This window comes from Nocardioides maradonensis, assembly GCF_054777115.1.
Genome location: NZ_BAAHAZ010000016.1, coordinates 1 through 22,141 on the forward strand (window position 1 = coordinate 1; position 22,141 = coordinate 22,141).

Consider the following 22,141-nt stretch of genomic DNA (forward strand, 5'->3'; position numbering starts at 1 on the left):
GGTCATCAAGGTGTCCTTCTTCGAGTCGGTTGTGAGAGATCACTCGAAGGATCCACCTGGTGGCCGCGCCTACGTTGCAGGCACGCGCTCACTCAGGCCCTCGTACACCACTCTGCTGGACTCCACTGTTGCTTCATCAGAGTCAGACTCCTGGGGAGTCGAGTACGGCGGTATGGGATGAGCATCTGTCGTGCTTGGCCCGACGAGTCCTCGTACTGGATCCGGATTGCGTCCGAGCCGTCGGTCAGCCGCACGTCGCAGGTGAATGCTGCGCCAAGTAGCCGGTCGCGCTCTTCTCGGACGCCTTCGAGCATCACGTCGAGTTGCTCGTTTGCTGTCAGGGTGGCATCCGCCGCGATCAGCACGATCTCGCCTTCGGGGGCTACAGCCTTCGCGCCGAAAGGCGCGAGGTTGCCCGTCTTCCTCAACCGGGATTGTGCGAACTCGATCTGACTTCCGAGGAGCGCCTTGCGCCACTCGCCCGAGCCCGCGCTTGTGCCGCCTTCGTTGCTCACGCTGGGAACGGGATCCCGGTGTTGGCGTGGCAGCGGTAGCCGTGCGGGTTCTTGTGCAGGTACTGCTGGTGCACGGGCTCGGCGTAGAAGTACTCGCCGGCGGGGGTGATCTCGGTGGTGATCTCGCCGTACCCGCGACGGGCGATCTCGTCGCCGTAGATCTTGGTCAGCTCGCGCGCGGTCTGCTCCTGCTCGGGGGAGTGGAAGAAGATGGCGGAGCGGTACTGGGTGCCGATGTCGTTGCCCTGGCGCATGCCCTGGGTGGGGTCGTGGACCTCGAAGAACTGCTTGACGAGGTCGGCGTACGAGACGACGGCGGGGTCGAAGACGACGCGCACGGACTCGGTGTGGCCGGTGCGGCCCGTGCAGACCTCCTCGTACGTCGGGTGCGGGGTGAAGCCGCCGGCGTACCCGACCGACGTCGACCAGACGCCCGGCTTCTGCCAGAAGATCTCCTCGGCGCCCCAGAAGCAGCCGAGGCCGAACTCGGCGACCTCCAGCCCGTCCGGGACCTCGTCGGTGACGAGGGGCGTGTGCAGCACGATGTTCTCCGCGGGCAGCGGGAACGGGTAGGTGGAGCGGCCCGGCAGCGCGTCCGGGGCATCGATCATCTGGGTCTTGCGGGAGGCGAACACCCCTCCATTCTCCCCGCGCGCGCAAGTGCTGGCATGGTGGAGACATGAGGCGATGGCGGGACCTGCCGATGGGGCTGCGGCACCTCGTCAGCCTCGGTGTCTGCCTGGTCCTGACCCCGGTCGCGCTCGCCGTCCTCGACTACGGTGCGGACGACTACATGCGCCGCGTCAACGTCCTCGTCGCGATCGGCAGGAGCGACACGATCGAGGACGTCGCCCTCATCGGTACGGCGTGCGTGCTGCTCCTCCTCGTCGCGGCCTGCGGTCGCATCTCGGGGCTGGGTCCGGTCGTCGCCGGGGTCCTGTACGGCGTGGCCCCCTTCGCCTGGTTCGTCCTCGACAACGAGGGCTTCCTGCACGCGATGGTGCGGCTGCCCTCGACCCACCTGTGGTTCGAGGCGGCGCCGTACGAGCTGCCGCTCGCCGCCGTGCTGCTCATCGGCGCGGGCATCTCCGGGCGCTGGGGCACGCGCCCGGCAACCCGACCTGAGTAGGCTCGCCGGGGTGAGCGATCGCGACCTCTCCCATGACTTCGACGACGCCGGTTTCGAGACCCGCGCGATCCACGCCGGATACGAGCCGGACCCCACGACCGGTGCGGTGATCCCGCCGATCTACGCCACCTCGACCTACGCCCAGGACGGCGTCGGCGGCCTGCGCAACGGCTACGAGTACAGCCGCTCGGCCAACCCGACGCGCACCGCCCTGGAGTCCACGCTCGCCTCCCTGGAGGGTGGAGCGCACGGCTTCGCGTTCGCCTCCGGGCTGGCGGCCGAAGACACCCTCGTGCGCTCGCTGTGCACGCCCGGCGACCACGTGGTGCTTCCGAACGACGCGTACGGCGGGACCTTCCGCCTCTTCGACAAGGTCGAGCAGGCCTGGGGGATCGAGCACAGCCCGGCCGACATCACCGACGTCGCCGCGGTCGCCGAGGCGATCCGCCCGGGCCGCACCAAGCTCGTCTGGCTCGAGACGCCGACGAACCCGGTGCTCAACATCGCGGATATCGCCGGCATCGCCGAGATCGCCCACGCCGCGGGGGCGCTGCTCGTCGTGGACAACACCTTCGCGTCGTCGTACCTCCAGCAGCCCCTGGCGCTCGGCGCCGACATCGTCGTCCACTCCACGACGAAGTACGCCGGCGGCCACTCCGACGTGGTGGGTGGCGCCCTCGTCACGGACGACGACGACATCGCGGCGAAGCTCGGCTACCACCAGAACGCGATCGGCGCGGTGGCCGGCCCGTTCGACTCCTGGCTCACGCTGCGCGGACTGAAGACGCTCGCGCTGCGGATGGAGCGGCACTGCGACAACGCCGAGCGCGTCGTCGACTTCCTCTGCTCGCACCCGGCCGTCGGTGAGGTCATCTACCCGGGGCTGGAGACGCATCCCGGCCACGAACTCGCGCAGCGGCAGATGAAGCGGTTCGGAGGGATGGTGTCCTTCCGTGTCCGCGGCGGCGAGGAGAAGGCGCTCGCGGTCTGCGCCGCGACCAAGGTGTTCACGCTCGGTGAGTCCCTGGGCGGTGTCGAGTCCCTGATCGAGCACCCCGGCCGGATGACGCACGCCAGCGTCGCCGGCACCGAGCTCGAGGTGCCCGCCGACCTGGTGCGGCTCAGCGTCGGCATCGAGACCGCGGACGACCTGGTGGCCGACCTCGAGCAGGCCCTGGGATGACCGAGGCCGATCCGGAGGAGCCGCCGCCGGCGCCGCCGGGGGAGGAGGCCGAGGAGCAGACCGAGGAGCGGGCCGACCCCGAGCAGCCGGGCGACCGCCGGGAGCGGGACCTGATCCGCCGCTTCGCGCAGCTGTGGCACCAGCGTGAGCGTGAGCGCGAGGAGATCCGGATCACGACCGGTCCCTCGGACCTGCGCCGTGCCGAGGTGCCGCACGGCCTCGACCTGGCCGCCAGCTGGGCCTGGCGGCTGCTGCTCATCGGCGGCGCGCTCTACGTGCTGCTGCGCCTGCTCGCGTTCTTCGCGGTCGTGACCGTGCCGATCGCCGTCGCGCTGCTGGTCAGCGCCCTGGCCGCGCCCTCGGTGGCCCACCTGGAGCGGCTCCGGGTGCCCCGCGGGCTCGCGTCGCTGGTGGTCGTCGTCCTCGGCATCGCGACGGTCGTCGCGCTGCTGACCTTCGCGGGCCAGCAGGTCGCCAACGGGGCCAACGACCTGGCCGACTCGACGGTCAAGGGTCTCGGCGAGATCCGCAGCTGGCTGCAGACCGGGCCGTTGCACGCGAGCGACAGCCAGATCAACGACTGGATCCAGAAGGCCCAGGACGCGATCACCAAGCAGTCCGAGGGCGGTCAGGTCCTCGGCCGGGTGACCGAGCTCGGCTCGGCCCTCGGCCACGTGCTCGCGGCCTTCTTCATCACCCTGTTCGCGACGTACTTCTTCCTCGCCGACGGCCGGCAGATCTGGGCCTGGCTCGTCCGCCTCGCCCCGCGGGCGGCCCGCGCACGGGTCGACAGCTCCGGGCAGGTCGCCTGGCTGTCCCTCGTGCAGTTCGTGCGCGCCACGGTCATCGTGGCCCTCGTCGACGCCCTGGGGGTGGCGATCGGCGCGGGCATCCTCAGGGTGCCGTTCGTGCTGGCGATCGGTGTACTGGTGTTCCTCGGCGCGTTCGTCCCGATGATCGGCGCCACGATCGCCGGCACGGTGGCCGTGCTCGTCGCCCTGGTCGATCGCGGCCCGGTGACCGCTGCGCTGATGCTCGCCGTCGTGATCGGCGTCCAGCAGCTGGAGGGCCACGTGCTCCAGCCGTTCCTGATGGGCCGCTGGGTGTCCTTGCACCCGCTCGGCGTGATCGTGGCGATCGCCAGCGGGGTGCTCGTCGCCGGCGTCGCGGGCGCCCTGGTCGCCGTACCCCTCGCGGCCGCGGGGAACGCCGTCGTCCTCCACCTCGCCGCGCTGGCCGAGGTCGCGACCGATCCCGAACCCGTCCCGGAGGGAGCTCCCGATGCCTGACTTCGGCCTGGCCGACATCGAGGCGGTCCGCCCGCTGGTCGACTCCGTCGCCGTCCGTACGCCGCTGCACGAGTCGCGTTGGCTGAGCCAGCTCGCCGGCGTACCGGTGTGGCTCAAGTGCGAGAACCTCCAGCGCACTGGCTCCTTCAAGGTTCGCGGCGCAGCCGTCCGCATCGCCCAGCTGGCCCCGGAGGTCCGCGAGCGCGGGGTGGTCGCCGCCTCGGCCGGCAACCACGCGCAGGGCGTCGCGCTCGCCGCGCAGCAGCACGGCATCCCGGCCACGGTCTTCATGCCCGACGGCGCACCGCTGCCGAAGGAGCGGGCCACGCGGGCGTACGGCGCCGACATCGTCTTCGGCGGACCCACCCTCGAGGATTGCCTCGCGCTCGCCCAGGCGCGGGCCGACGAGACGGGCGCGACGCTGATCCACCCCTTCGACCACGCCGACATCGTCGCCGGGCAAGGCACGCTCGGCCTCGAGGTCGTCGAGCAGTGCCCCGACGTCGAGACCGTCCTGGTGCCGGCAGGAGGAGCCGGCCTGCTGGCGGGCGTGGCTGTCGCGGTGAAGGGCCGCCGTCCTGGCACGCGCGTCATCGGCGTCCAGGCCGCGGGTGCGGCCGCCATCCCGCCGTCGCTGGCTGCCGGTCACCCGATCCGCCTCGAGCGGATGTCGACGATGGCCGACGGCATCGCCGTGGGCCGACCGGGGGAGTTCACCCTCCCGCTCGTCGAGGAGTACGTCGACGAGATCCGCACCGTCTCCGAGGAGTCGCTGTCGCGCGGCGTCCTCGCGCTGGTCGAGCGCGAGAAGCTGGTCGTGGAGGCGGCCGGTGCCGCGGCCGCGGCCGGGTTCGCCGACCTGCTCGCCGCGGGGGAGCGGCTGCCCGGTCCGGTCGTCGTGGTGTTGTCCGGCGGGAACATCGACCCGCTGCTGCTCGGCAAGGTGATCCAGCACGGCATGGCCGCCGCGGGCCGGTACCTCAGCGTCGACGTGCACATCCCCGACGTACCGGGCGGGCTCGTGGGGCTGCTCCGCGAGATCGCCGACGCCGGCGCGAACGTGCTCGAGGTCGCCCACGAGCGGGTCTCACCGACGCTGCACGTCGGTGAGGTCGTCGTCCACCTGCAGCTCGAGACGCGGGGGCCGGAACATGCCGAAGCCGTGCTCGCGCGGGTGCGCGAGCACGGCTTCGTGGTGGATCAGTAGCTGCTGATCAGGAACCGTAGGGCTTGGCGTCGAGGATGATGACCGTCTGGGTCTTGCCGTTCACCTCGTAGGAGACGGTCTCGCCCTTGCTGCGGCCGTTGATGGCCGCGCCGAGCGGCGCCTCCGGGGTGTAGACCGCGATGTCGGACGGGGCGCCCTCGCGGGCACCGATCAGCAGGAACGTCTCGGCCTCGTCATCGTCGTCGCCCTCGAACTTGTAGGTGACGACCATGCCGGGCTCGACGACGCCGTCGTCGGCCGGCGGGGCGACGATCTCGGCGCGCTCCAGCATCTCCTGCAGCTGGGCGATCCGGCCCTCGTTCTTGCCCTGCTCCTCGCGGGCGGCGTGATAGCCGCCGTTCTCCTTGAGGTCGCCCTCGTCGCGGGCGGCGCTGATCTCGGCGACGATCTCGGCGCGACGGGGGCCCTTGAGGTGCTCCAGCTCCGCCTTCAGCTTGTCGTAGGCGTCCTGCGTCAGCGCGACCTTGCCGTGCTCGGTCTGCGTCATCGGGGCCTCCTGCATTCGGTGCTTCGCACGGCCGATGCCGTGCCACTAAAGGATCACCGCCCGGGGCTGTCCCTCGGGCGGCGGAAATCTCAGTCTACATCGGAGGCCGTGCGGACGCAGGTCAATGGGGGCGGGGCTGCCCCGGTGCGGTGCACCCCAGCCACTCGATCGAGTCGGCTTCGCGGGTGGTGCGGAAGGTGATCGTGTAGAGCGTGTCGGGGTTGGCGTCGCGCGGCGGGTTGACGCTGGTGCGCCCGACCTCCTCGCCGTCGCCGGCCAGTGCCCGGACCGTGCACGTGGCGTCGACGGGTCCGTCGCCGTACTTGACCTGGTACTTGATCCACGCCTGGTGCTGGCTGTGGCCCTTCGGGCCCTCCTGGGAGGAGACGGCGGGGTCGGCGTTGCCGGCGATCGCCCAGACCAGCCACGCGACCAGCGCGATGAGGAGCAGGCCCACGACGACCGCCACGACGAGGCGGCTGGTGCCCGACGGCCTGCCGTAGCGCTGAGCCAGGGAATCGGGCGTGCTGCTCACGGGTTCATGGTGACATGCCCTCCGGCACTACTGTTTTGCGCATGCCCACCGACCGTTCCGGCCTGCGTCTGATGCACGTGCACGCCCATCCCGACGACGAGTCCAGCAAGGGCGCGGCGTCGACGGCGAAGTACGTCGCCGAGGGGGTCGACGTGCACGTCGTCACCTGCACCGGCGGTGAGCGGGGATCGATCCTGAACCCGAAGATGGACCGGCCCGGGATCCTGGAGAACATCCACGAGATCCGGCGCCAGGAGATGGAGCGCGCCCGCGACATCCTCGGCGTCACCCAGGACTGGCTGGGCTTCGTCGACTCCGGTTGGCCCGAGCCGGACGAGGACGGCAACAAGCCCCCGTTGCCGGAGGGCTGCTTCGGCCTGGTGCCGGTGGAGGAGGCGGCCCGCCCGCTGATCCGGCTGGTGCGCAGCTTCCAGCCGCACGTCATGACGACGTACGACGAGAACGGGGGCTACCCGCACCCCGACCACATCAAGTGCCACGAGGTGTCGGTGTACGCCTTCGAGAAGGCCGCCGACCCGGCGTACGAACCGGAGCTCGGGCCCGTCTGGCAGACCCAGAAGCTGTACTACCACCACGGCTTCAACCGCCCGCGGATGCAGGCGCTGCACGACGCCATGGTCGAGCACGGGCTCGAGTCGCCCTGGGAGGAGCGGCTCAAGGAGTGGAAGCCGGACCCTGCCTGGGACGCCCGGATCACGACCAAGGTGCCGTGCTCGGAGTACTTCGGTGTCCGCGACCAGGCGCTGCTCGCGCACGCGACCCAGATCGACCCGGACGGCTTCTGGTTCGCCGTGCCGCGGGAGATCCAGGAGAAGGTCTGGCCGACCGAGGACTACGAGCTGGTCACCAGCCACGTCCCGACCGAGACCCCGGAGGACGACCTCTTCGCCGGAGTCACCGCCGAAGTGGGAGAATGACGACGTGTACGCCTTGACCGCCACCACCCCGCCGAGCCCGCCGCCGGACAACTCGGTCGTCGCCGGCCCCTGGGGTGCGGCCATGTTCGCGTTCCTGATCCTCATGACGGTGCTCATCTGCTGGAGCTTCACCAAGCAGCTGAAGAAGGCCCAGAAGGCCAAGGACGCGGGCGTCTTCGGCGACGAGCCGGTGGACCGCGACGCGGACGTCCAGGAGCCCGAGACCCACGACGCCGAGGCGTAGGCCGCGATGGTCAGCCTCGACCAGCTGGTCGGCTTCGGGCTGGCCGCGTTCATCATCATCGTCATCCCCGGGCCGAGCGTGCCCTTCGCGATCGGTCGGGCCATCAGCTACGGGCCGCGGGTCGCACTGGCGACCGTCGCCGGGAACACCACCGGCCTGACCGTCATCATGTGCCTGGTCGTAGGCGGCCTCGGCGCCGTCGTCGCGACCTCGGACGCGGTCTTCATGACCATCAAGCTGATCGGAGCGGCGTACCTGGTCTACCTGGGCATCCAGGCCTGGCGGCACCGCACGCAGGTCGAGCTGACCGCGGTCGGCGTGCGTGGCCCGATGACGCCGTTGCGGGCCGCCCGGCAGGGCTTCGTCGTCGGGGTCACCAACCCGAAGGGCTTCATGATCTACGCGGCCCTGCTGCCTCCCTTCGTGGACCGGTCGGCCGGCGCGCCGCCCGCGGCCCAGCAGATGCTGATGCTCGGCTGGATCGCGATCGTGATCGGCCTGCTCAGCGACTCGATCTGGGCCCTGGTGGCCGGTCGCGCCCGCCACTGGTTCGCCAGCTCCCCGAAGCGGGTCCAGCGCCTCGGCGCGGTCGGCGGTACGTCGATGATCGGCCTCGGCGTGGGCCTCGCCGTCACCGGCCAGCCGAGCCACTGAGCGCGCTCGCCGCTGTCGGCGGCGTGTGACAGGTTGAGCCCGTGGCCCAGCGTCCCGACGTCCCCCTCGAGATGGTCGAGCGGATCCGCGCGGTGCTCGATCCGCTCCCGCAGGTGCGCGAGGAGTCGGCCTGGGTCGGCCTGCGCTGGCGGGTCGGGGCCGCGACGATCGCCCATGTCTTCGGCGGGGAGGACCAGCTGTTCCGGGTGATCTTCCGCGCCGAGCCCGAGGAGGTGATGGCGTTCGCACACCTCGGCGACCCCTACTTCAAGACCGAGTGGGGCGGCAACGTCGTCGGCCTGCTGCTCGACGACGCCACGGACTGGGTCGAGGTCGGCGAGCTGCTGACCGACTCCTACTGCCTGCAGGCGCCGGCGAAGCTGGTGGCGCTCGTCGATCGCCCTGCCTGACGGGCTCAGTCGAGGAGTCGCTGGTAGTAGCGGATCGTCTGCTGCTGCTTCCCGAGGTCGGCGTACCAGGTCGAGAGGTGGCCGCGGCACCGTGCCCGGGCGCGCACCGTGTCGTAGCCCTGGCACTCGGCGAGCGCCTCGGAGATCGTCTCGGTGTAGTCGATCGTGCCGTTGAGGTGGTGGACGTCGAAGCCGTTGGCGGCGTCCCCGCGGATGTCGACGATGGTGAGCCCGCTGACCCGCGGCGCCCGGACCGTGTCGCCGAGCGAGGGAGAGAGGCCGACGCCGAGCGCCAGGCCGGCGACGAGTGTCGCCAGGGCGAGGAGAAGGGCCCGGAGCGGACGGAGGGACGTGGTGGAGCGGAGCATGGCTGCCTCCCGAGTGACGTACGCCGGACCATCCGGCACCTCGCACGCTAGGAAGCGCGCCCGACAGCGGCCGGCGGGCCGCCGTACCGCCTGTGGAGGATGCGCCGCGACGCCGTGGCTGTGGACGGATCCGCGCCCTTCGTGTGACGCGTGGGACGGCGTGCGACGCTTCGTGTCACATCCACGTGCCCGCCGACGTCGAGCCGACGAACGCATCCGATCCACCTCAAGGAGCACCTCATGTCCTACGAAGTCGACTTCGTGAACGTCTCGACGACCGGGCTGGAGTCCTCTCCGGTCGCGGAGGCCCTCGCCGGACTGCGTGCCAACGAGGCGCGCTACTTCAAGAACAAGTACGACCTCACCTTCACGACCGTGCCGGCCACCGAGGCGCCCGAGCTGCTGGCCTGGATCGAGCGGATCCTCAAGGAGGAGCGCGACATCGTCATCGAGTCGACGCCCCTCGAGGTGGCCGACATCGCGGTGGAGGGCATCAAGTGGCCCTACGTCATCTACGAGTCGGGCCTCGTCGTCAACGTGCTCTACACGATCGAGGACGGCGGCAAGCGCGCCGTGGGCTTCAAGCTCTCCCAGGGCATGGAGGTCCCCGCCGAGCTCGCCGAGAAGTTCAAGTTCGCCCGTCAGAAGTCGAAGCTCGCCGGCGAGATCCGCGGCACCTTCTTCGTCATCAAGGGCGAGTACTGACGCCGCTCAGTCGTCGGTCGGGTCCGGCTCGTGCTTCCCGGCGCGCTTGGTACGCCGGACCCGCCGACGCAGCTGCAGGATGCGGAGCGTGCCCGCGCAGACCGCGATGAGCAGCCCCGCCGCGACGGCGGCCAGGAGGGCGACGGCCAACGGCGGGTGCCAGGTCCACCCGAGGAACCGCACGGCGACCGCGCGAGTGTTCTGCGCGATGAAGATGATCAACAGGACCAGCAGCACGGCCAGGCCGACGACGGCGGTCCAGGTCTTGCTGGTCCACGAGCTGCGCAGCGGGTCGTGAGCGTGCTCGTGCTGCTCCGGGGTCCGATCGGTCATGGTGGGCTCCTCCCTGGCCGGTTGCTCGGAGGCTAACAGCGGGAGCAGCCGGCACCGGGCAGGATGGACCCATGAGCGACACCCGCCACGGCACCATGCCGACCGACCGACCGGAGCGCTACGCCAAGCAGCTCGCCGGGCACTGGGCGCGCAAGGGCAGCGCCGACGTCGAGGACGGCGTCACCGTCATCCGGTTCGAGAGCGGCCAGGTCGTCCGGCTCACGCCCGCCGACGGTGCGCTCGACATCGTCGTCGAGGTTCCGGCCGACGGTGACGCCGACCGCTTCGCGCAGGTGGTCGCCGAGCACCTCGAGCGGTTCGGGCAGCGCGACGAGCTGCACGTCACCTGGGACGCTGTCTGATCTCTCCGGGCTCGCCGGCGGCGAAGAGGCCGTGGCGCATGGCGAACAGCGCCGCACCGGCCCGGCTCGTCTCGCCGATCTTGGTGTAGATGTGCTCGATGTGGTTGCCCACGGTCTTCGGTGTGATCGTCAGCTGCTGCGCGATCTGCCGGTTCGACATCCCGCTGGCGGCGAGTCGGAGCACCTCGACCTCCCTGCTCGTGAGGGCTGCGACGTGGGTACGGCGGCGCCCGGTCGGCTGACCAGCGGCGGCGAGCACCGCCTCGACGGCGCTGGCGTCGAGGCGCCCGAGCCGGGCTTCGGTCCTCAGCACGTGGGCGGCGTCCGCCGACGTCAGCGCGCCGCGGTGCGGTCGCGGTTCGATCTTGGTCTGGTAGGTCTCGGCGACCGCGAGGAGCCGGGCTGCTGGTGAGATCGCGGCACCGTCGACGCCGAGCGGGTAACCCGATCCGTCGAGGCGCTCGCGGACGTGCGCGACGATCCGGGCCACGGGTGTCAGTGACGGGGATTGCCGGAGCATCTGCTCCGCCAGCTGCGGCGCGAGCCGCACCCGTTCCCAATCGGCCACGGTGAGCGGCCCGGGCTTGTCCCAGATCGCGTTCGAGACCCCGAGCCGGCCGTAGCCGGCGGTGAGCGCGGCGCGGTGCAGGTTTCTCCGGTCGACGGCAGCGAGACCGAGGTGGGACGCAGCCGCCGACACGAGGGCTGCCACCGCGTCGGAGTGCCCCGCCGTGCACGGGGTCTTCAGGTCGACGTACCGGCCGATCGCTGCGAGCGCCTGGTCGAGCTCGTCGTCGGACAGCAGGTGCAGCCCTGGGTCCTCGTCGAGCACAGCGCCCCAGGAGCCGACCTCGTCGAGCCCGGCGAAGACCTTCTCCGGGTCCGCGCACAAGCATGCCGCGACGTCCGGATCGAACTGCGTGGCCGCCCCTCGTGCGGCGAGGGCGACGGCCGCGTCGACGCCGCGTTCCCGGTGCGCGACCTCGGCATACTCGGCGAGCTGGACCACCCGGGACGCCAGCGGGATCCGCGATCCCGCTACCTCGCCCGGCCAGCCCTTCCCGTCCCAGCGCTCGTAGGAGGCCCCGAGCGCGTCCAGCACCGCCCCGTCGAGACCGAGCTCGTCGGCCAGGGCGCGAGCCAGCCGGGCGTGTCCGGCGACCATGGCCTCCACGTCCCGGTGACCGCCGAGAACGAAGGCGCACGCGACCCGGAGGCGATGCAGTGGCGGCGCTCCGGCGCCCAGCATCCGGAGCAGGCCCACGACCTCCTCGAGCCTGCCGTCCGCGTCGTCGTACTTCGTCGCCTTGAACGCGATGTCGTCGCCGAACCACTGCGCCTGCTCGTGGGCGTCCGTGTGGCAGCCGACGTTGACCAGAAGGGCGCTGTAGTACGCGGCGGCTCGGGTCTTGTCGTCGACGCCGAGCAGGTCGCACAGGCGCATCGCGATCCGGCACTGGCGCAGCACGTGCTCCATCGGCTGGCCGAAACCGAGGTCGATCCCCAGCGAGATCGAACCGAGGACCTCGGCCAACCGCACACCGGATCGTGGGGGATCTGCCACGTCCTCCAGCGTAGGAGATCGCCGCTGCCACGGCTCCGAAGATGAGGGGATCGCCTCATGTGCCGACACCGTCGCGCTCCGTACGGTCAGGATCCGACATCCACGAGAGGAGCAAGTCATGGCCAAGGCATCCAGCGCCACCGCAGAGCGAGTGGTGGACTACGGCGTCGCGCTCGACCGTTCGAGCCAGCTGGACGGGTTCACTGTCAGCTTCACGAGCATCACGCAGTCGCACGACCTGGCACCCGTGCTGGCCGCGCTACCGACCGGCAAGTGCACCTGCCCGCACTGGGGCTACGTCATCAAGGGCCGCGTCGTCGTCCGGTACGACGACCACGAGGACGTCCTCGGGCCCGGCGACGCCTTCTACATGGCGCCCGGGCACGCACCCGAGGCGGAGGAGGGCACCGAGCTCGTCGAGTTCAGCCCGACCGACCAGCTGGCCGAGGTCGAAGCCGCCATCGCGGCCGCGATGCGCGTCTGACCCGGCTCGAGCCCGCTGCCCTTGTCGGGCAGCGGGCGGCGTACTCAGGCCTCGTGAGCGGCAGCCAGCCTCGCACCCGCCCCTGCATGCGTCAGCAGCACGACCGCCGCGCAGATCAGCACCAGGTTCTTGAGCACGAACTCGCCGTCCGCCGTCAGCAGCAGCGGGTCGCGGTGCTGGAACATGATGCTCGGGACCATCACGAACGTGAGGAACGTGCCGGCCAGGTGTGCGGCGAGCACCGGCAGCACCACGCGCAGGGCGATGCCCGTGACCAGGCCGACGCCGAGGACGAGCTCGACCGCACCGAGGGTCGGTACGACGACGCCCTCCGGCGCCCACGGCAGCGTCCGGTGGACGAGCTCGGCGACCGGCGAACGACCCATCACCTTGAGCACGCCGAACCAGAGGAAGATGATGCCGAGGAACATCCGCATCGCCGGCATGGCGAGCGGCTGCAGCATCGCGTGCACGCTGGCCTCGGCGGCCAGCAGCCGGTCGACGACCCGTTCGCGTGAAGGATCGGCGACGCGGTGCGCCGCCGGGTGGTGGATCAGGTGGAGCCGCCTGTTGTGCGGTGGCTTGGTGCCGGTGGGCACGCCAGTCGTGGCCATCGGGGGACCTCCTTGGGAGAGAGGGGGCGTTGCTCGGTGGGAAGTGGTCGAGCCCGAGAGGCCGGTGGAACGGCCCTTTCTCCGAAGGTAGGGACGCCGGCTTGGGCGAACCTTGGCGATGTGACCGCCCGCACGGTTCCCGGTCCAGACCGGATGGCTGTCGATCGCGCCGCGTCCAGGCCTCCCCCAGCGGGACCTTCGACCCTGTGGAGCCGGGCCAGGCCTGTCCGATGCTGGGGGCGCACCTCACCCGGCTCGCTCGTGGATCGGTACGCCGACGGCGTACCCCTGCTGCTCGAGATCGATCACGTGGACCACGAGCGCTCCCACGGCTGGTCGGTCGTGGCTCGCGGCCGCGGCGAGCGCGTGCTCGACGGTGAGCGCTCCGCGGCCGAGCGTGGGGTTCCTGGGCCGCCCCGGTGGGTGCGACGCGAGGACGAGGTCTGGATCCAGCTGCGGTGGGGGAGCTGACGGGGCGGCGTACCGGTGCCGGCTGGGACCTCGCCGCCGGCCTCCCGGTGCGCCGGGCTCGGTGAAGCGGTGGGGGGCACGTCGCCCCCGACGGGATGCCGTGTCGTGCCTCCTACGCTGGAGGGATGGCGAACCGTCTCGCATCCGCGACGAGCCCGTACCTGCTTCAGCACGCCGAGAACCCGGTGGATTGGTGGGAGTGGGGGCCTGAGTCGTTCGCCGAGGCGAAGGAGCGCAACGTCCCTGTGCTGCTGTCCGTCGGGTACGCCGCCTGCCACTGGTGCCACGTCATGGCGCACGAGTCGTTCGAGGACGAGGCGACGGCGGCGTACATGAACGAGCACTTCGTCAACGTCAAGGTGGACCGCGAGGAGCGGCCGGACGTCGACGCGATCTACATGCAGGCGACGCAGATCATGACCGGGCAGGGTGGGTGGCCGATGACGGTCGTTGTCGACCACGAGGGCGCGCCCTTCTTCGCGGGGACCTACTTCCCGGACCAGCCGCGGCACGGGTCGCCGTCGTTCATGCAGGTCCTCGAGGCGCTCGACGACGCCTGGCGGACCAGGCGGGGCGACGTGCAGGCGGCGACCGAGCAGATCCGCTCGCACCTCACCCAGTCGGCGCAGCCGCCGGCGACGCCGATCACGCAATCCGTGCTGGACGCGGCGGTGGAGCGGCTCGCGGACGACTTCGACCCGATGGCGGGCGGGTTCGGGAACGCGCCCAAGTTCCCGCCGACCATGGTGCTGGAGTTCCTGCGTCGGTACGACGGTCCGCACGCCTCCCGGGCCACGCACATGCTGGCCCGGACGACCGCCGCCATGGCCGGGAGCGGGATGTACGACCAGATCGGTGGCGGCTTCGCGCGGTACGCCGTGGACCGCGGCTGGGTGGTGCCGCATTTCGAGAAGATGCTCTACGACAACGGCCAGCTGCTCGGTCTCTACGCCCGGCTCGGCACCGAGCAGGGGGACCGGATCGCGGGGGAGACCGCCGACTGGATGCTGCGCGAGCTGCGCACGGCCGAGGGCGGGTTCGCGTCCGCGCTCGACGCCGACTCCGAGGGGGTCGAGGGCAAGTTCTACGCCTGGACGCGGGCCGAGCTGAAGGAGGCCCTCGGCGAGGCCAAGGGGGAGTGGGCGGCCCAGCTGTTCGGTGTCACGGAGCAAGGGACCTTCGAGCACGGCAGCTCCACCCTCCAGCTGCGGCACTTCCCGACCGACCCCACCGAGCAGCGCCGGCTCCGTGAGGTCAAGGCGCGGCTGCTCGACGCCCGCGCCCAGCGGGTGCGCCCCGCCCGCGACGACAAGGTCGTCGCGGCGTGGAACGGCCTCGCGATCAGCGGTCTCTGCGACGCGGGCCGCCGTCTCCACCGCCCCGACCTGATCGATGCTGCGCGCGCGGCGGCGGAGGTGCTGGTCGACGTCCACATCTCGAGTGCGACAAACCCGGGTCTCGACGGCGACAAACCCGGGTCTCGGCTGCTCCGAGTGTCCCGCGACGGCGTCGCCGGTAGCCACGCGGGCGTGCTCGAGGACTACGGCTGCGTGGCGTCCGGCTTCCTCGCCCTCGCCCAGGCCACGGCCGAGCAGCGCTGGCTCGACCTCGCCACCGCCCTCCTCGACGAGGCGTTGAGCGGCTTCGCCGCGGGCGACGGGGGTTTCTACGACACCCACGCCGACGCCGAGCAGCTGCTGACCCGGCCCCGTGACCCCGGCGACAACGCCAGTCCCAGCGGTCTCTCGGCGATGGTCCACGCCCTCGTCGAGGCCCACGCGCTCACCGGCACCGGTCGCTACCTCGACGCCGCCGAGGCCGCGCTGGCGAGCGTCGCGGCCCTGGCCGAGCGGGCGCCGCGGTTCACGGGCTGGAGCCTGGCCGCCGCGGCCACGCTGGCGTCCGGCGGCCCGATCGAGGTGGCGATCGTGGGCGAGCCCGGCCCGGACCGCGACGCCCTCGAGGCACGTGCGCTCCGGATCCCCGGCGCGGTGGTCGTGACTGCCCCGGAGCCCACCGGCATCCCCCTGCTGGAGGGCCGTACGCCGGTCGGTGGCCGCCCGGCGGCGTACGTCTGCCGGGGTTTCGTCTGCGAGCGCCCGGTCACGGACGCGGGCGACATCAACCCCTAGCCCGGGCCTCCCCGGCCTCGATCTCCTTCATCAGGTCGACGCAGTAGCGACCGAAGTCGATCTGGATGGTGTGCCGCGGCGAGGCGTAGTACTGCTCGAGGTGGGCGGCCTCGTCCGTGGCCATGATCTCGAGCTGCTCCGCGACAGACGGCAGTGCGTAGGACCCGGTCAGAAGCCGCGCGAGGAGCTTCGACTGCTGCTCGGCCAGGTTGACGATGGTGGGCGAGGACTGCGCCAGGCCCATGAAGAACAGGTGGTCGACGCCGGGCTTGATCATCCGCTTGAACAGCGGGTATCGGTGGTCGGAGTCCGGGTGCAGGTCGGTCTCGTCCCTGTCGAAGAACGGGAACTCCATCGAGTAGCCGGTCGCACAGATGACCACGTCCGCCTCGACCGACGAGCCGTCGACGAGCTCCACGGACCGCCCCGACAGCCCACGGATCTCCGGCAGCATGTGGATGTCGCCGGAACCCGCCTTGGTGAGGAAGTCGGCGCTCACCGACGGGTGGGCCGACAGCGGCTCGTGGTCCGGCTCGGGCAGGCCGTAGCTGCTCATCGACCCCACCAGCTCCCGGATGAGCTGCCGGCTGGCGGCCAGCGCCACGTCCTTGGGTACGTCGGGCGGCGCCATCACCTTGTCGGCCGCCTGCCCGTTCCGGTACTTCGGCAGCACCCAGACCCCGCGCCGCGCGGAGACGTAGAGCTTCGAGGCCATCCACGGCGACGACAGCTCGGAGGCGATGTCCATCGCCGAGTTGCCCATCCCCACCACGACGACGGTCCTCCCGCGGATCTCGACCGGCTCGAAGGGGTTGACGTAGTGGTGGCTGTGCAGCACCTCGCCGTCGAAGGGATCAGACGCCCAGTCGGGAAGCCGCGGCTTCCAGTGGTGCCCGTTCGCGACGACCAGGTCGGTGTACTCGCGCGTCTCGCCGGTCGACAGCTCCACGCTCCACCCGCCGTCGACCCGACGAGCCCGCTCGACGCCCACCCCGAACTCGATCCGGCCGCGCAGGCCGAAGTGGTCGGTGTAGTCCCGGAAGTACTGGTGGATCAGCGTGTGGTGCGGGAAGTCCGGGTACGACGCGGGCGCCGGGTAGTCCTCGAACTGCAGCCGGGTCGTCGAGGTGTCGATGTGCAGCGACTCGTAGACCGAGGAGCGGCCGTTGGGGTTCTTGAAGTACCAGTTGCCGCCCACGTCGTCGGACAGCTCGAACTGGTCGTAGTCGACCCCGAACTCCGCCAGTCGCTTCGCCGTCGTGATGCCGGAGCACCCGGCGCCGATGATGCAGACCTTCACGCGCCGGCCCCGTCCGTCGAGTCGAGGCAGGCGAACGCCGTGCGCAGGTAGGTATCGGTGCGCTCCGAGGACGTGAAGTGGTCGACCATCCGGTTCATCGCGTAGGCCACGGTGACGCGGCGGTCGAGGTCGTTGACGACCACCGCACCGCCGTACCCCGTCCACCAGCAGACCCGGCCCTCCGGGACCGCGGGCGCGGACAGCGGCTGGGGGAGCGCGTAGCCGATGCCCCAGCGCAGCGGGACCAGCAGCACCTTGTCCGTCCCGTCCGCCTGCTCCTCGAAGATCCGGTCGATGGTCTCCTTCGACAGCAGCCGTACGCCGTCCACCTCTCCGCCGTGCGACACGACGGACTGGATCCGGGCGATCGAGCGGGCGTTGCCGTGGCCGTTCGCCCCGGCGACCGAGACCCGGCGCCACTTCGGCGTGTTGCAGCCGGCCATGTCGAGCACCGGGTTCACCAGGGTCGGGATGAGCATGTTGTCGGGCGGCAGCGCGCCCAGGTCGAGCCCGCCGGGAGGCGGCGGCACGAGGTCGGCGCAGCGGGCCAGGTCCGCGTCGGGCACCCCGAGGTGGAAGTCGGCGCCCAGCGGTGCGGCGACGAGCTCGGCGAACACGTCGGACAGCGGCTGCCCGGTCGCGCCCCGGACCAGACCGTCGACGAGGTGGCCGTAGCAGACCATGTTGTAGCCGGAGGCCGACCCGGGCTCGAACCACGCGTCCTGCTCGGCCAGCAGGCTGTTGGCGTACGGCAGGTCGAGCAGGCCCTCGATCGTGAGCGGCGCGGTCCACCCGGGGAAGCCCGAGGTGTGCGACAGGACGTGCCGCACGAGCACCCGGTCGTCGCGGAACTCCGGCCAGTAGCGCTGCACGGGCGCCTCGAGGTCGAGGACGCCGCGGTCCACCAGCACCAGCGCCGTGATCGCGGCCATCGTCTTGGTGACCGACCACACCTGGACGATCGTGTCCTCCTGCCACTCGACGCCGGGCGTCGCGGTCCCTCCCCACAGGTCGACGACGAGCTCGCCGTCGCGCACGACCGCGAGCGAGGCGCCCAGATCGGTGCCGTCGGCGAGGTTCGCGGCGAGCAGGTCGTGGAGCGGCTCGAAGCCGGAGGTGGAGGTGCCGTGGACGGTCATGCGCCCACTGTAGGAACACGTTCTACCCGGCGGAAGGGGATGGTCGGGTCTAGCGTCGCCACCATGGTGGCTCCCCTTCCTCCGGTGACTCCCAACCGTGACCGCTTCTACGACGGCGGTACGCCGACCGAGCCGCCCGACCCGTCCCGCGAGCCACGGATCTCGCTGATCCGGATCGACGACGGCGGTGTCGAGCAGTTCCGGATGGGGCGGCGGATCGCCTACCGGGACCGGCAGTACGGCGAGCTCCTCGTCCCGCCCGACCTCGACACCTTCGTCACCGACCTCACGTCCGTCCCGACGCTGTTCACCTGGCTGGTGCCGAAGACCGGGCGCTACCTGCCGGCCACGCTGCTGCACGACGGCCTGGTGCACGGGCCGCACGAGCCGCCGACGTACCTCTCGACCGAGGGGTACGTCGTGGACCGGGTCGAGGCCGACCGCGTCCTGCGCACCGCCATGCGCGACCTGCAGGTGGGGCCGGTGCGCGGCTGGCTGATCTGGTCCGCCGTCACGCTCGGCACCATCTGGAGCGGCGACGCGCGGTGGAGCCGGCGCGAGCACCTGCGCTACCTGGTGCCGATGCTCCTCAGCCTCGGCCTGGTGGTCGTGCTCGGCGCGATCGCCACGCTGGACCTCTTCGACGTGGTCAGCTGGCTGCCGTGGATGGGCGACCGCCCGACCTGGCTCGAGCTGATCGGCGGCCTCGCGGGCGCGATCGTGGTCCCGCTGCTGCTCGGCCTGACCTGGGGCCGGTTCGCCATCGCGGGTGCGGTCACCGGCATCGCGCTCGCGGTGCTGCTGCACGCCACGGTGCTGCTCGCGGCCATCACCGGGCTCTACCAGGCAGCGGAGTGGTTGGCCGTGCGCCGGCCGCTCGGCGCCCTCGTCGCGGGAGGGGTCGTGGTCGCGGCGTCCGCGGTGCTCACCGTGCTGCTGACGGTCACCCAGTAGTTTTCGAGGTGTGACGGTCCTCGACTGCCGGCACTTCGCCGTGGGGGAGTGTCGCTCCTGCACGTGGCTCGGTCAGCCGTACGCCGACCAGCTGGCCGCCAAGGACGCCGCGGTCCGCGCCGTGGTCGGCGCCGGTGCGTGGCTGCCGCCGCAGGCGAGCCTGCCGAGCGGGTTCCGGAACAAGGCCAAGCTGGTCGTGACCGGGACCGCCGAGGCGCCGGTGCTCGGCATCCTGGGACCCGACGGCGACGGCGTGGACCTGCGCGACTGTGGCCTCTACCCGGCCTCCCTGCAGGCGGCGTTCCCGGCGCTGGCCGGTTTCATCGGGCGGGCCGGGCTGGCGCCGTACTCCATCGCGGAGCGGAGCGGCGAGCTCAAGCACCTGCTCGTCACCGAGTCGCCCGATGGCGAGCTTATGGTGCGCTTCGTGCTGCGCTCGACCGAGGCGGAGGCGCGGATCCGCAAGCACCTGCCGACCCTGCTCGCCGAGCTGCCGCGGCTACGGGTGGTGACGCTCAACATCCAGCCCGCCCACGCGGCGGTGCTCGAGGGGGAGCGCGAGGTCGTGCTGACCGAGGCCGACACGCTGCCGATGCGGGTGGGTGGGCTGACCCTGCACCTGCGCCCGCGCAGCTTCTTCCAGACCAACACCGCGATCGCGGCCGCGCTCTACCGCCGCGCGGCCGCATGGGTGGACGACGTCGCGCCGACGTCGGTGTGGGACCTCTACTGCGGCGTCGGCGGCTTCGCCCTGCACGTGGCCGCGCCCGGACGCGACGTCGTCGGCATCGAGATCAGTGCCGACGCCATCGCGTCCGCCGAGCGGTCCCGGGACGAGGCGGGCCTGCCAGGGAGCCTGCGGTTCGAGGTCGGCGACGCGACGGCGTACGCCGCCGGGCGACCCGCCCCCGACCTGGTCATCGTGAACCCGCCCCGGCGGGGCCTCGGCCCGCTCGCCGCCGATCTCGAGGTGCTCGGGCCGCGGCACGTCCTCTACTCCAGCTGCAACCCGGAGACCCTGGCCCGCGACCTCGGGGTGATGGCGGGCTACCGGGTGGTGCGGGGACAGGTCTTCGACATGTTCCCGCAGACGGGGCACGCCGAGGTGCTGGTCCTGCTGGAGCGCCGCTGACCCTTGCAGATTTCGCAAGGGATGCAGCGAACTCTTCAGTTCCCAGGCGTTGTGGAGCCTGGGAGGCGTTGGTATCGCTACATCCCTTGGGAAATCTGCGGCACCCTCAGCGGAGGGCGTAGGTGGCCATCGAGACCCCGACGTACTGCGCGATGAACGCGAGCACCGTGAAGCCGTGGAACACCTCGTGGAAACCGAACCACCGTGGGTTGGGGTCGGGCCACTTGAACCCGTAGACCAGGCCGCCGACCGTATAGAGCGCTCCGCCGACCACGATCAGCACGAAGATGGCCACGCCGACACCGACGCCGAACGCCAGGGCGCCGTGGAGGAAGGCGGGGATGAAGAAGACCGCGGCCCAGCCGAGCGCGATGTAGACGGGAGCCGACAGCCAGCGCGGCGCGGTCGGCCACAGCAGCTGCAGCGCCACCCCGATGAGCGCGCCCGTCCAGACGACGCCGAGCATCCACCACCGTGCGGCACCGTGGAGGAGCGTGATCGCGAACGGTGTGTAGGAACCGGCGATGAAGATGTAGATGTTCGAGTGGTCCAGGCGGTTGAGGATCGTCCAGACCTTCGGGGACCAGGTGCCGCGGTGGTACGTCGCCGAGACGCCGAACAGCAGCAGGGCCGAGGCGACGTACAGCGAGGACCCGACGCGCGTGGCCGCCGTCGGGGACAGGGTGATGAGGACCGTGCCCGCCGCGATGATGAGCGGCGTGCTGGCGGCGTGGAACCAGCCGCGCAGCTTGGGCTTGACCTCGGCGATGACGTCGGAGACGTCCTGTCGTGCGTGCTCGATACCCGCGTGCGCGCGCTCGCGGGCGTGCTGGATCGCTGGGCTCATGGCGCCAAGGCTAGTGGGTGTGCGGTGGGACGGACGAACCCTCGGACGGCTGCACGATCACGAAGCCCGGACCCTGGAACGCCACCTGGAACGCCTCGCCCGAGCCGCGGCCGATCAGCGCGCCGGCGGTGAAGGTGGACCGGATCGAGGTCTGCAGGTGGATCGACCACGCGACCAGCGCGTTGGCGTCGGCGAAGGTCGGCGCCTCCTGCGCGTTGAGCACGACCGGCTCGCCGTCGGTCGTGATCGCGACCCAGCCGGTGCCGCGCAGGCTGGTGTTGAAGAGCCCGCCGGCGGCGATGCTGCCGCCCTTGACCCGCTCGATGTTCCAGTCCAGCGACGCCGAGAACGCGAGCACGTTCTTGCCGTTCACCGACAGCCCGCTGTTGTTGAGATGCAGCACGTGCACGTGCTTGGCCTCGTCGGCCAGGAAGACGTCGCCCTGCCCGCTGACCTGCATCAGCGAGAGCCCCTCGCCGGTGAACGCCTTCTTCAGGAACCGCGCCGCGCCGCTGCCCTGGAAGGCGAAGTCGACCGCCCCCTGGTACGCGACCATCGAGCCGTGCCGGGCCAGGAACGGCTGGTCGATGCGCACCCGCAGCAGCTTCTTGTTCTGCAGCATGGCGCCGGTGCCGCTGACCTCGGAGAACCGGCCGTCGATCAGGTCGCCGGAGATGCCGGCGAAGGCGTTCTGGAGATTCGGGTCCCCGGGCGTGTACGCCGGCGGCTGCGCCGCGGCGGGCTGGGCCGCGACCTGCTGAGCCGCCTGCTGGGCGTCGACCTGCTGGGCCTCGACCGGCCGGACCCAGCCCGACGCCGGGTCGGTGCCGACCTCGGCCGGCGTCTCGTCGGCCTGCTGCTCCGCCCGCTCCTCGACCGGCCGCGCGGCCTCCTGGCCCCCGGCGCCCAGCCCCTGCGTGTCGATCAGCTGGGTCGCGCCGCCACCGTCGTCCGCCTGCTGGTGCTGCTCGGGGACGCGCGGCCCCTCCAGCGGGTCCGAGCCGACGACACCGCGGTCGCTGACGTGCACGGTCCACTGCGTGCCGTCCCAGTAGCGCAGCTCGTGGCGGCCGGTCGGGTCGGGGTGCCAGTTCGCGGGGGTCATGGCGTCATCGTGACACCCC

At 71.3% G+C, this 22,141-nt stretch carries 27 protein-coding genes; 15 read left to right on the plus strand and 12 right to left on the minus strand.

Annotated elements, in window-relative coordinates; genetic code table 11:
• Positions 1–92: 92 nt before the first annotated feature.
• Both ACYVAQ_RS17665 and msrA read right to left on the minus strand, forming a co-directional pair.
• A complete protein-coding gene (locus ACYVAQ_RS17665) occupies positions 93–515 on the minus strand; it encodes a hypothetical protein (protein WP_460791749.1) in 423 nt (140 codons plus the stop codon).
• Entirely contained in the window at positions 512–1,150 is a 639-nt protein-coding gene (gene msrA / locus ACYVAQ_RS17670) for a peptide-methionine (S)-S-oxide reductase MsrA (RefSeq protein ID WP_460791750.1), read from the minus strand. Before msrA ends, ACYVAQ_RS17665 begins: the two co-directional genes overlap by 4 nt.
• Before the next feature lie 44 nt (positions 1,151–1,194).
• Here msrA and ACYVAQ_RS17675 point away from each other — a divergent pair, with 44 nt between their 5' ends.
• Genes ACYVAQ_RS17675 through ilvA form a run of 4 tightly spaced genes read left to right on the plus strand, consistent with a single transcriptional unit; the run spans position 1,195 to position 5,323 of the window.
• Complete coding sequence (locus ACYVAQ_RS17675; RefSeq protein ID WP_460791751.1) at positions 1,195–1,644, plus strand: hypothetical protein; 450 nt, start codon at positions 1,195–1,197, stop codon at positions 1,642–1,644.
• A gap of 10 nt (positions 1,645–1,654) precedes the next feature.
• Positions 1,655–2,827 carry a cystathionine gamma-synthase gene (locus ACYVAQ_RS17680; RefSeq protein WP_460791752.1) on the plus strand — a complete coding sequence of 391 codons (1,173 nt, stop codon included), beginning with the start codon at positions 1,655–1,657 and terminating at the stop codon, positions 2,825–2,827.
• Positions 2,824–4,116, plus strand: coding sequence for an AI-2E family transporter (locus ACYVAQ_RS17685; RefSeq protein WP_460791753.1), 1,293 nt, complete (start codon positions 2,824–2,826; stop codon positions 4,114–4,116). The genes ACYVAQ_RS17680 and ACYVAQ_RS17685 overlap by 4 nt, the downstream gene beginning before the upstream one ends.
• Positions 4,109–5,323 carry a threonine ammonia-lyase gene (ilvA, locus tag ACYVAQ_RS17690; RefSeq protein ID WP_460791755.1) on the plus strand — a complete coding sequence of 405 codons (1,215 nt, stop codon included), beginning with the start codon at positions 4,109–4,111 and terminating at the stop codon, positions 5,321–5,323. The genes ACYVAQ_RS17685 and ilvA overlap by 8 nt, the downstream gene beginning before the upstream one ends.
• A 7-nt stretch (positions 5,324–5,330) precedes the next feature.
• Here the strand turns inward: ilvA and greA are convergent, their stop codons facing one another.
• Both greA and ACYVAQ_RS17700 read right to left on the minus strand, forming a co-directional pair.
• Complete coding sequence (gene greA, locus ACYVAQ_RS17695) at positions 5,331–5,831, minus strand: transcription elongation factor GreA (protein WP_460791756.1); 501 nt, start codon at positions 5,829–5,831, stop codon at positions 5,331–5,333.
• Between the two features lie 121 nt (positions 5,832–5,952).
• The gene (locus ACYVAQ_RS17700; RefSeq protein WP_460791758.1) at positions 5,953–6,366 is read right to left on the minus strand and encodes a DUF4307 domain-containing protein; all 414 of its coding nucleotides are present in this window, start codon (positions 6,364–6,366) and stop codon (positions 5,953–5,955) included.
• 41 nt (positions 6,367–6,407) lie between these two features.
• Here ACYVAQ_RS17700 and mca point away from each other — a divergent pair, with 41 nt between their 5' ends.
• The 4 genes from mca to ACYVAQ_RS17720 are packed head-to-tail and all read left to right on the plus strand — an operon-like array spanning position 6,408 to position 8,612.
• The gene (gene mca / locus ACYVAQ_RS17705) at positions 6,408–7,304 is read left to right on the plus strand and encodes a mycothiol conjugate amidase Mca (protein WP_460791760.1); all 897 of its coding nucleotides are present in this window, start codon (positions 6,408–6,410) and stop codon (positions 7,302–7,304) included.
• A 4-nt stretch (positions 7,305–7,308) separates the two neighbouring features.
• Entirely contained in the window at positions 7,309–7,548 is a 240-nt protein-coding gene (locus ACYVAQ_RS17710; RefSeq protein ID WP_460791761.1) for a hypothetical protein, read from the plus strand.
• Between the two features lie 6 nt (positions 7,549–7,554).
• A complete protein-coding gene (locus ACYVAQ_RS17715) occupies positions 7,555–8,202 on the plus strand; it encodes a LysE family translocator (RefSeq protein WP_460791762.1) in 648 nt (215 codons plus the stop codon).
• 41 nt (positions 8,203–8,243) lie between these two features.
• Entirely contained in the window at positions 8,244–8,612 is a 369-nt protein-coding gene (locus tag ACYVAQ_RS17720) for an MmcQ/YjbR family DNA-binding protein (protein WP_460791763.1), read from the plus strand.
• Positions 8,613–8,617: 5 nt separating this feature from the next.
• Here ACYVAQ_RS17720 and ACYVAQ_RS17725 read toward each other — a convergent pair whose 3' ends face one another.
• Positions 8,618–8,980, minus strand: coding sequence for a hypothetical protein (locus tag ACYVAQ_RS17725; protein WP_460791764.1), 363 nt, complete (start codon positions 8,978–8,980; stop codon positions 8,618–8,620).
• Between the two features lie 240 nt (positions 8,981–9,220).
• Here ACYVAQ_RS17725 and ACYVAQ_RS17730 point away from each other — a divergent pair, with 240 nt between their 5' ends.
• Positions 9,221–9,685 (plus strand): phage tail protein, encoded by a 465-nt coding sequence (locus ACYVAQ_RS17730; protein ID WP_460791765.1) that lies wholly within the window; start codon positions 9,221–9,223, stop codon positions 9,683–9,685.
• 6 nt (positions 9,686–9,691) lie between these two features.
• Here ACYVAQ_RS17730 and ACYVAQ_RS17735 read toward each other — a convergent pair whose 3' ends face one another.
• Positions 9,692–10,018 carry a lipopolysaccharide assembly protein LapA domain-containing protein gene (locus tag ACYVAQ_RS17735; protein ID WP_460791766.1) on the minus strand — a complete coding sequence of 109 codons (327 nt, stop codon included), beginning with the start codon at positions 10,016–10,018 and terminating at the stop codon, positions 9,692–9,694.
• Between the two features lie 71 nt (positions 10,019–10,089).
• Here ACYVAQ_RS17735 and ACYVAQ_RS17740 point away from each other — a divergent pair, with 71 nt between their 5' ends.
• On the plus strand, positions 10,090–10,380 hold the full coding sequence (locus ACYVAQ_RS17740; protein ID WP_460791767.1) for a DUF2218 domain-containing protein: 291 nt from the start codon (positions 10,090–10,092) through the stop codon (positions 10,378–10,380).
• Here the strand turns inward: ACYVAQ_RS17740 and ACYVAQ_RS17745 are convergent.
• Positions 10,361–11,944 (minus strand): HD domain-containing phosphohydrolase, encoded by a 1,584-nt coding sequence (locus ACYVAQ_RS17745; RefSeq protein ID WP_460791768.1) that lies wholly within the window; start codon positions 11,942–11,944, stop codon positions 10,361–10,363. The two genes, ACYVAQ_RS17740 and ACYVAQ_RS17745, sit on opposite strands and share 20 nt — an antisense overlap.
• 118 nt (positions 11,945–12,062) lie before the next feature.
• Here ACYVAQ_RS17745 and ACYVAQ_RS17750 point away from each other — a divergent pair, with 118 nt between their 5' ends.
• Positions 12,063–12,428, plus strand: coding sequence for an AraC family ligand binding domain-containing protein (locus ACYVAQ_RS17750; protein ID WP_460791769.1), 366 nt, complete (start codon positions 12,063–12,065; stop codon positions 12,426–12,428).
• A gap of 44 nt (positions 12,429–12,472) precedes the next feature.
• Here the strand turns inward: ACYVAQ_RS17750 and ACYVAQ_RS17755 are convergent, their stop codons facing one another.
• Positions 12,473–13,042 (minus strand): hypothetical protein, encoded by a 570-nt coding sequence (locus tag ACYVAQ_RS17755; protein WP_460791770.1) that lies wholly within the window; start codon positions 13,040–13,042, stop codon positions 12,473–12,475.
• 153 nt (positions 13,043–13,195) lie between these two features.
• Here ACYVAQ_RS17755 and ACYVAQ_RS17760 point away from each other — a divergent pair, with 153 nt between their 5' ends.
• Together ACYVAQ_RS17760 and ACYVAQ_RS17765 are read left to right on the plus strand one after the other, a co-directional pair.
• Positions 13,196–13,513 carry a pyridoxamine 5'-phosphate oxidase family protein gene (locus ACYVAQ_RS17760; RefSeq protein WP_460791771.1) on the plus strand — a complete coding sequence of 106 codons (318 nt, stop codon included), beginning with the start codon at positions 13,196–13,198 and terminating at the stop codon, positions 13,511–13,513.
• Positions 13,514–13,638: 125 nt separating this feature from the next.
• Entirely contained in the window at positions 13,639–15,645 is a 2,007-nt protein-coding gene (locus ACYVAQ_RS17765; protein WP_460791772.1) for a thioredoxin domain-containing protein, read from the plus strand.
• On the opposite strand, the gene ACYVAQ_RS17770 is transcribed toward ACYVAQ_RS17765, so the two are convergent.
• On the minus strand, positions 15,635–16,945 hold the full coding sequence (locus tag ACYVAQ_RS17770) for a flavin-containing monooxygenase (protein ID WP_460791773.1): 1,311 nt from the start codon (positions 16,943–16,945) through the stop codon (positions 15,635–15,637). The two genes, ACYVAQ_RS17765 and ACYVAQ_RS17770, sit on opposite strands and share 11 nt — an antisense overlap.
• On the minus strand, positions 16,942–18,084 hold the full coding sequence (locus ACYVAQ_RS17775) for a serine hydrolase domain-containing protein (RefSeq protein ID WP_460791774.1): 1,143 nt from the start codon (positions 18,082–18,084) through the stop codon (positions 16,942–16,944). Before ACYVAQ_RS17775 ends, ACYVAQ_RS17770 begins: the two co-directional genes overlap by 4 nt.
• A gap of 84 nt (positions 18,085–18,168) precedes the next feature.
• On the opposite strand from ACYVAQ_RS17775, the gene ACYVAQ_RS17780 reads away from it, so the two are divergent.
• Both ACYVAQ_RS17780 and rlmC read left to right on the plus strand, forming a co-directional pair.
• The gene (locus ACYVAQ_RS17780; protein ID WP_460791775.1) at positions 18,169–19,038 is read left to right on the plus strand and encodes a DUF1353 domain-containing protein; all 870 of its coding nucleotides are present in this window, start codon (positions 18,169–18,171) and stop codon (positions 19,036–19,038) included.
• A gap of 10 nt (positions 19,039–19,048) precedes the next feature.
• Positions 19,049–20,170 (plus strand): 23S rRNA (uracil(747)-C(5))-methyltransferase RlmC, encoded by a 1,122-nt coding sequence (gene rlmC / locus ACYVAQ_RS17785; protein WP_460791776.1) that lies wholly within the window; start codon positions 19,049–19,051, stop codon positions 20,168–20,170.
• A 106-nt stretch (positions 20,171–20,276) separates the two neighbouring features.
• On the opposite strand, the gene trhA is transcribed toward rlmC, so the two are convergent.
• Together trhA and ACYVAQ_RS17795 are read right to left on the minus strand one after the other, a co-directional pair.
• Positions 20,277–21,017, minus strand: a complete 741-nt coding sequence (gene trhA / locus ACYVAQ_RS17790) for a PAQR family membrane homeostasis protein TrhA (RefSeq protein WP_460791777.1) — start codon at positions 21,015–21,017, stop codon at positions 20,277–20,279.
• 10 nt (positions 21,018–21,027) lie between these two features.
• The gene (locus ACYVAQ_RS17795) at positions 21,028–22,122 is read right to left on the minus strand and encodes an AIM24 family protein (protein ID WP_460791778.1); all 1,095 of its coding nucleotides are present in this window, start codon (positions 22,120–22,122) and stop codon (positions 21,028–21,030) included.
• Positions 22,123–22,141: the final 19 nt, after the last annotated feature.

Bases quoted from the DNA above. Each gene is read 5' to 3' on its own strand.
- ACYVAQ_RS17775 (WP_460791774.1), bottom strand. From the start codon at position 18,084: ATGACCGTCCACGGCACCTCCACCTCCGGCTTCGAGCCGCTCCACGAC.
- ACYVAQ_RS17685 (WP_460791753.1), top strand. From the start codon at position 2,824: ATGACCGAGGCCGATCCGGAGGAGCCGCCGCCGGCGCCGCCGGGGGAG.
- ACYVAQ_RS17675 (WP_460791751.1), top strand. From the start codon at position 1,195: ATGAGGCGATGGCGGGACCTGCCGATGGGGCTGCGGCACCTCGTCAGC.
- ACYVAQ_RS17750 (WP_460791769.1), top strand. From the start codon at position 12,063: ATGGCCAAGGCATCCAGCGCCACCGCAGAGCGAGTGGTGGACTACGGC.
- ACYVAQ_RS17795 (WP_460791778.1), bottom strand. From the start codon at position 22,122: ATGACCCCCGCGAACTGGCACCCCGACCCGACCGGCCGCCACGAGCTG.
- ACYVAQ_RS17735 (WP_460791766.1), bottom strand. From the start codon at position 10,018: ATGACCGATCGGACCCCGGAGCAGCACGAGCACGCTCACGACCCGCTG.
- mca (WP_460791760.1), top strand. From the start codon at position 6,408: ATGCCCACCGACCGTTCCGGCCTGCGTCTGATGCACGTGCACGCCCAT.
- ACYVAQ_RS17730 (WP_460791765.1), top strand. From the start codon at position 9,221: ATGTCCTACGAAGTCGACTTCGTGAACGTCTCGACGACCGGGCTGGAG.
- ACYVAQ_RS17755 (WP_460791770.1), bottom strand. From the start codon at position 13,042: ATGGCCACGACTGGCGTGCCCACCGGCACCAAGCCACCGCACAACAGG.
- ACYVAQ_RS17725 (WP_460791764.1), bottom strand. From the start codon at position 8,980: ATGCTCCGCTCCACCACGTCCCTCCGTCCGCTCCGGGCCCTTCTCCTC.
- ACYVAQ_RS17740 (WP_460791767.1), top strand. From the start codon at position 10,090: ATGAGCGACACCCGCCACGGCACCATGCCGACCGACCGACCGGAGCGC.
- ilvA (WP_460791755.1), top strand. From the start codon at position 4,109: ATGCCTGACTTCGGCCTGGCCGACATCGAGGCGGTCCGCCCGCTGGTC.
- greA (WP_460791756.1), bottom strand. From the start codon at position 5,831: ATGACGCAGACCGAGCACGGCAAGGTCGCGCTGACGCAGGACGCCTAC.
- trhA (WP_460791777.1), bottom strand. From the start codon at position 21,017: ATGAGCCCAGCGATCCAGCACGCCCGCGAGCGCGCGCACGCGGGTATC.
- ACYVAQ_RS17765 (WP_460791772.1), top strand. From the start codon at position 13,639: ATGGCGAACCGTCTCGCATCCGCGACGAGCCCGTACCTGCTTCAGCAC.
- ACYVAQ_RS17715 (WP_460791762.1), top strand. From the start codon at position 7,555: ATGGTCAGCCTCGACCAGCTGGTCGGCTTCGGGCTGGCCGCGTTCATC.
- ACYVAQ_RS17760 (WP_460791771.1), top strand. From the start codon at position 13,196: ATGGCTGTCGATCGCGCCGCGTCCAGGCCTCCCCCAGCGGGACCTTCG.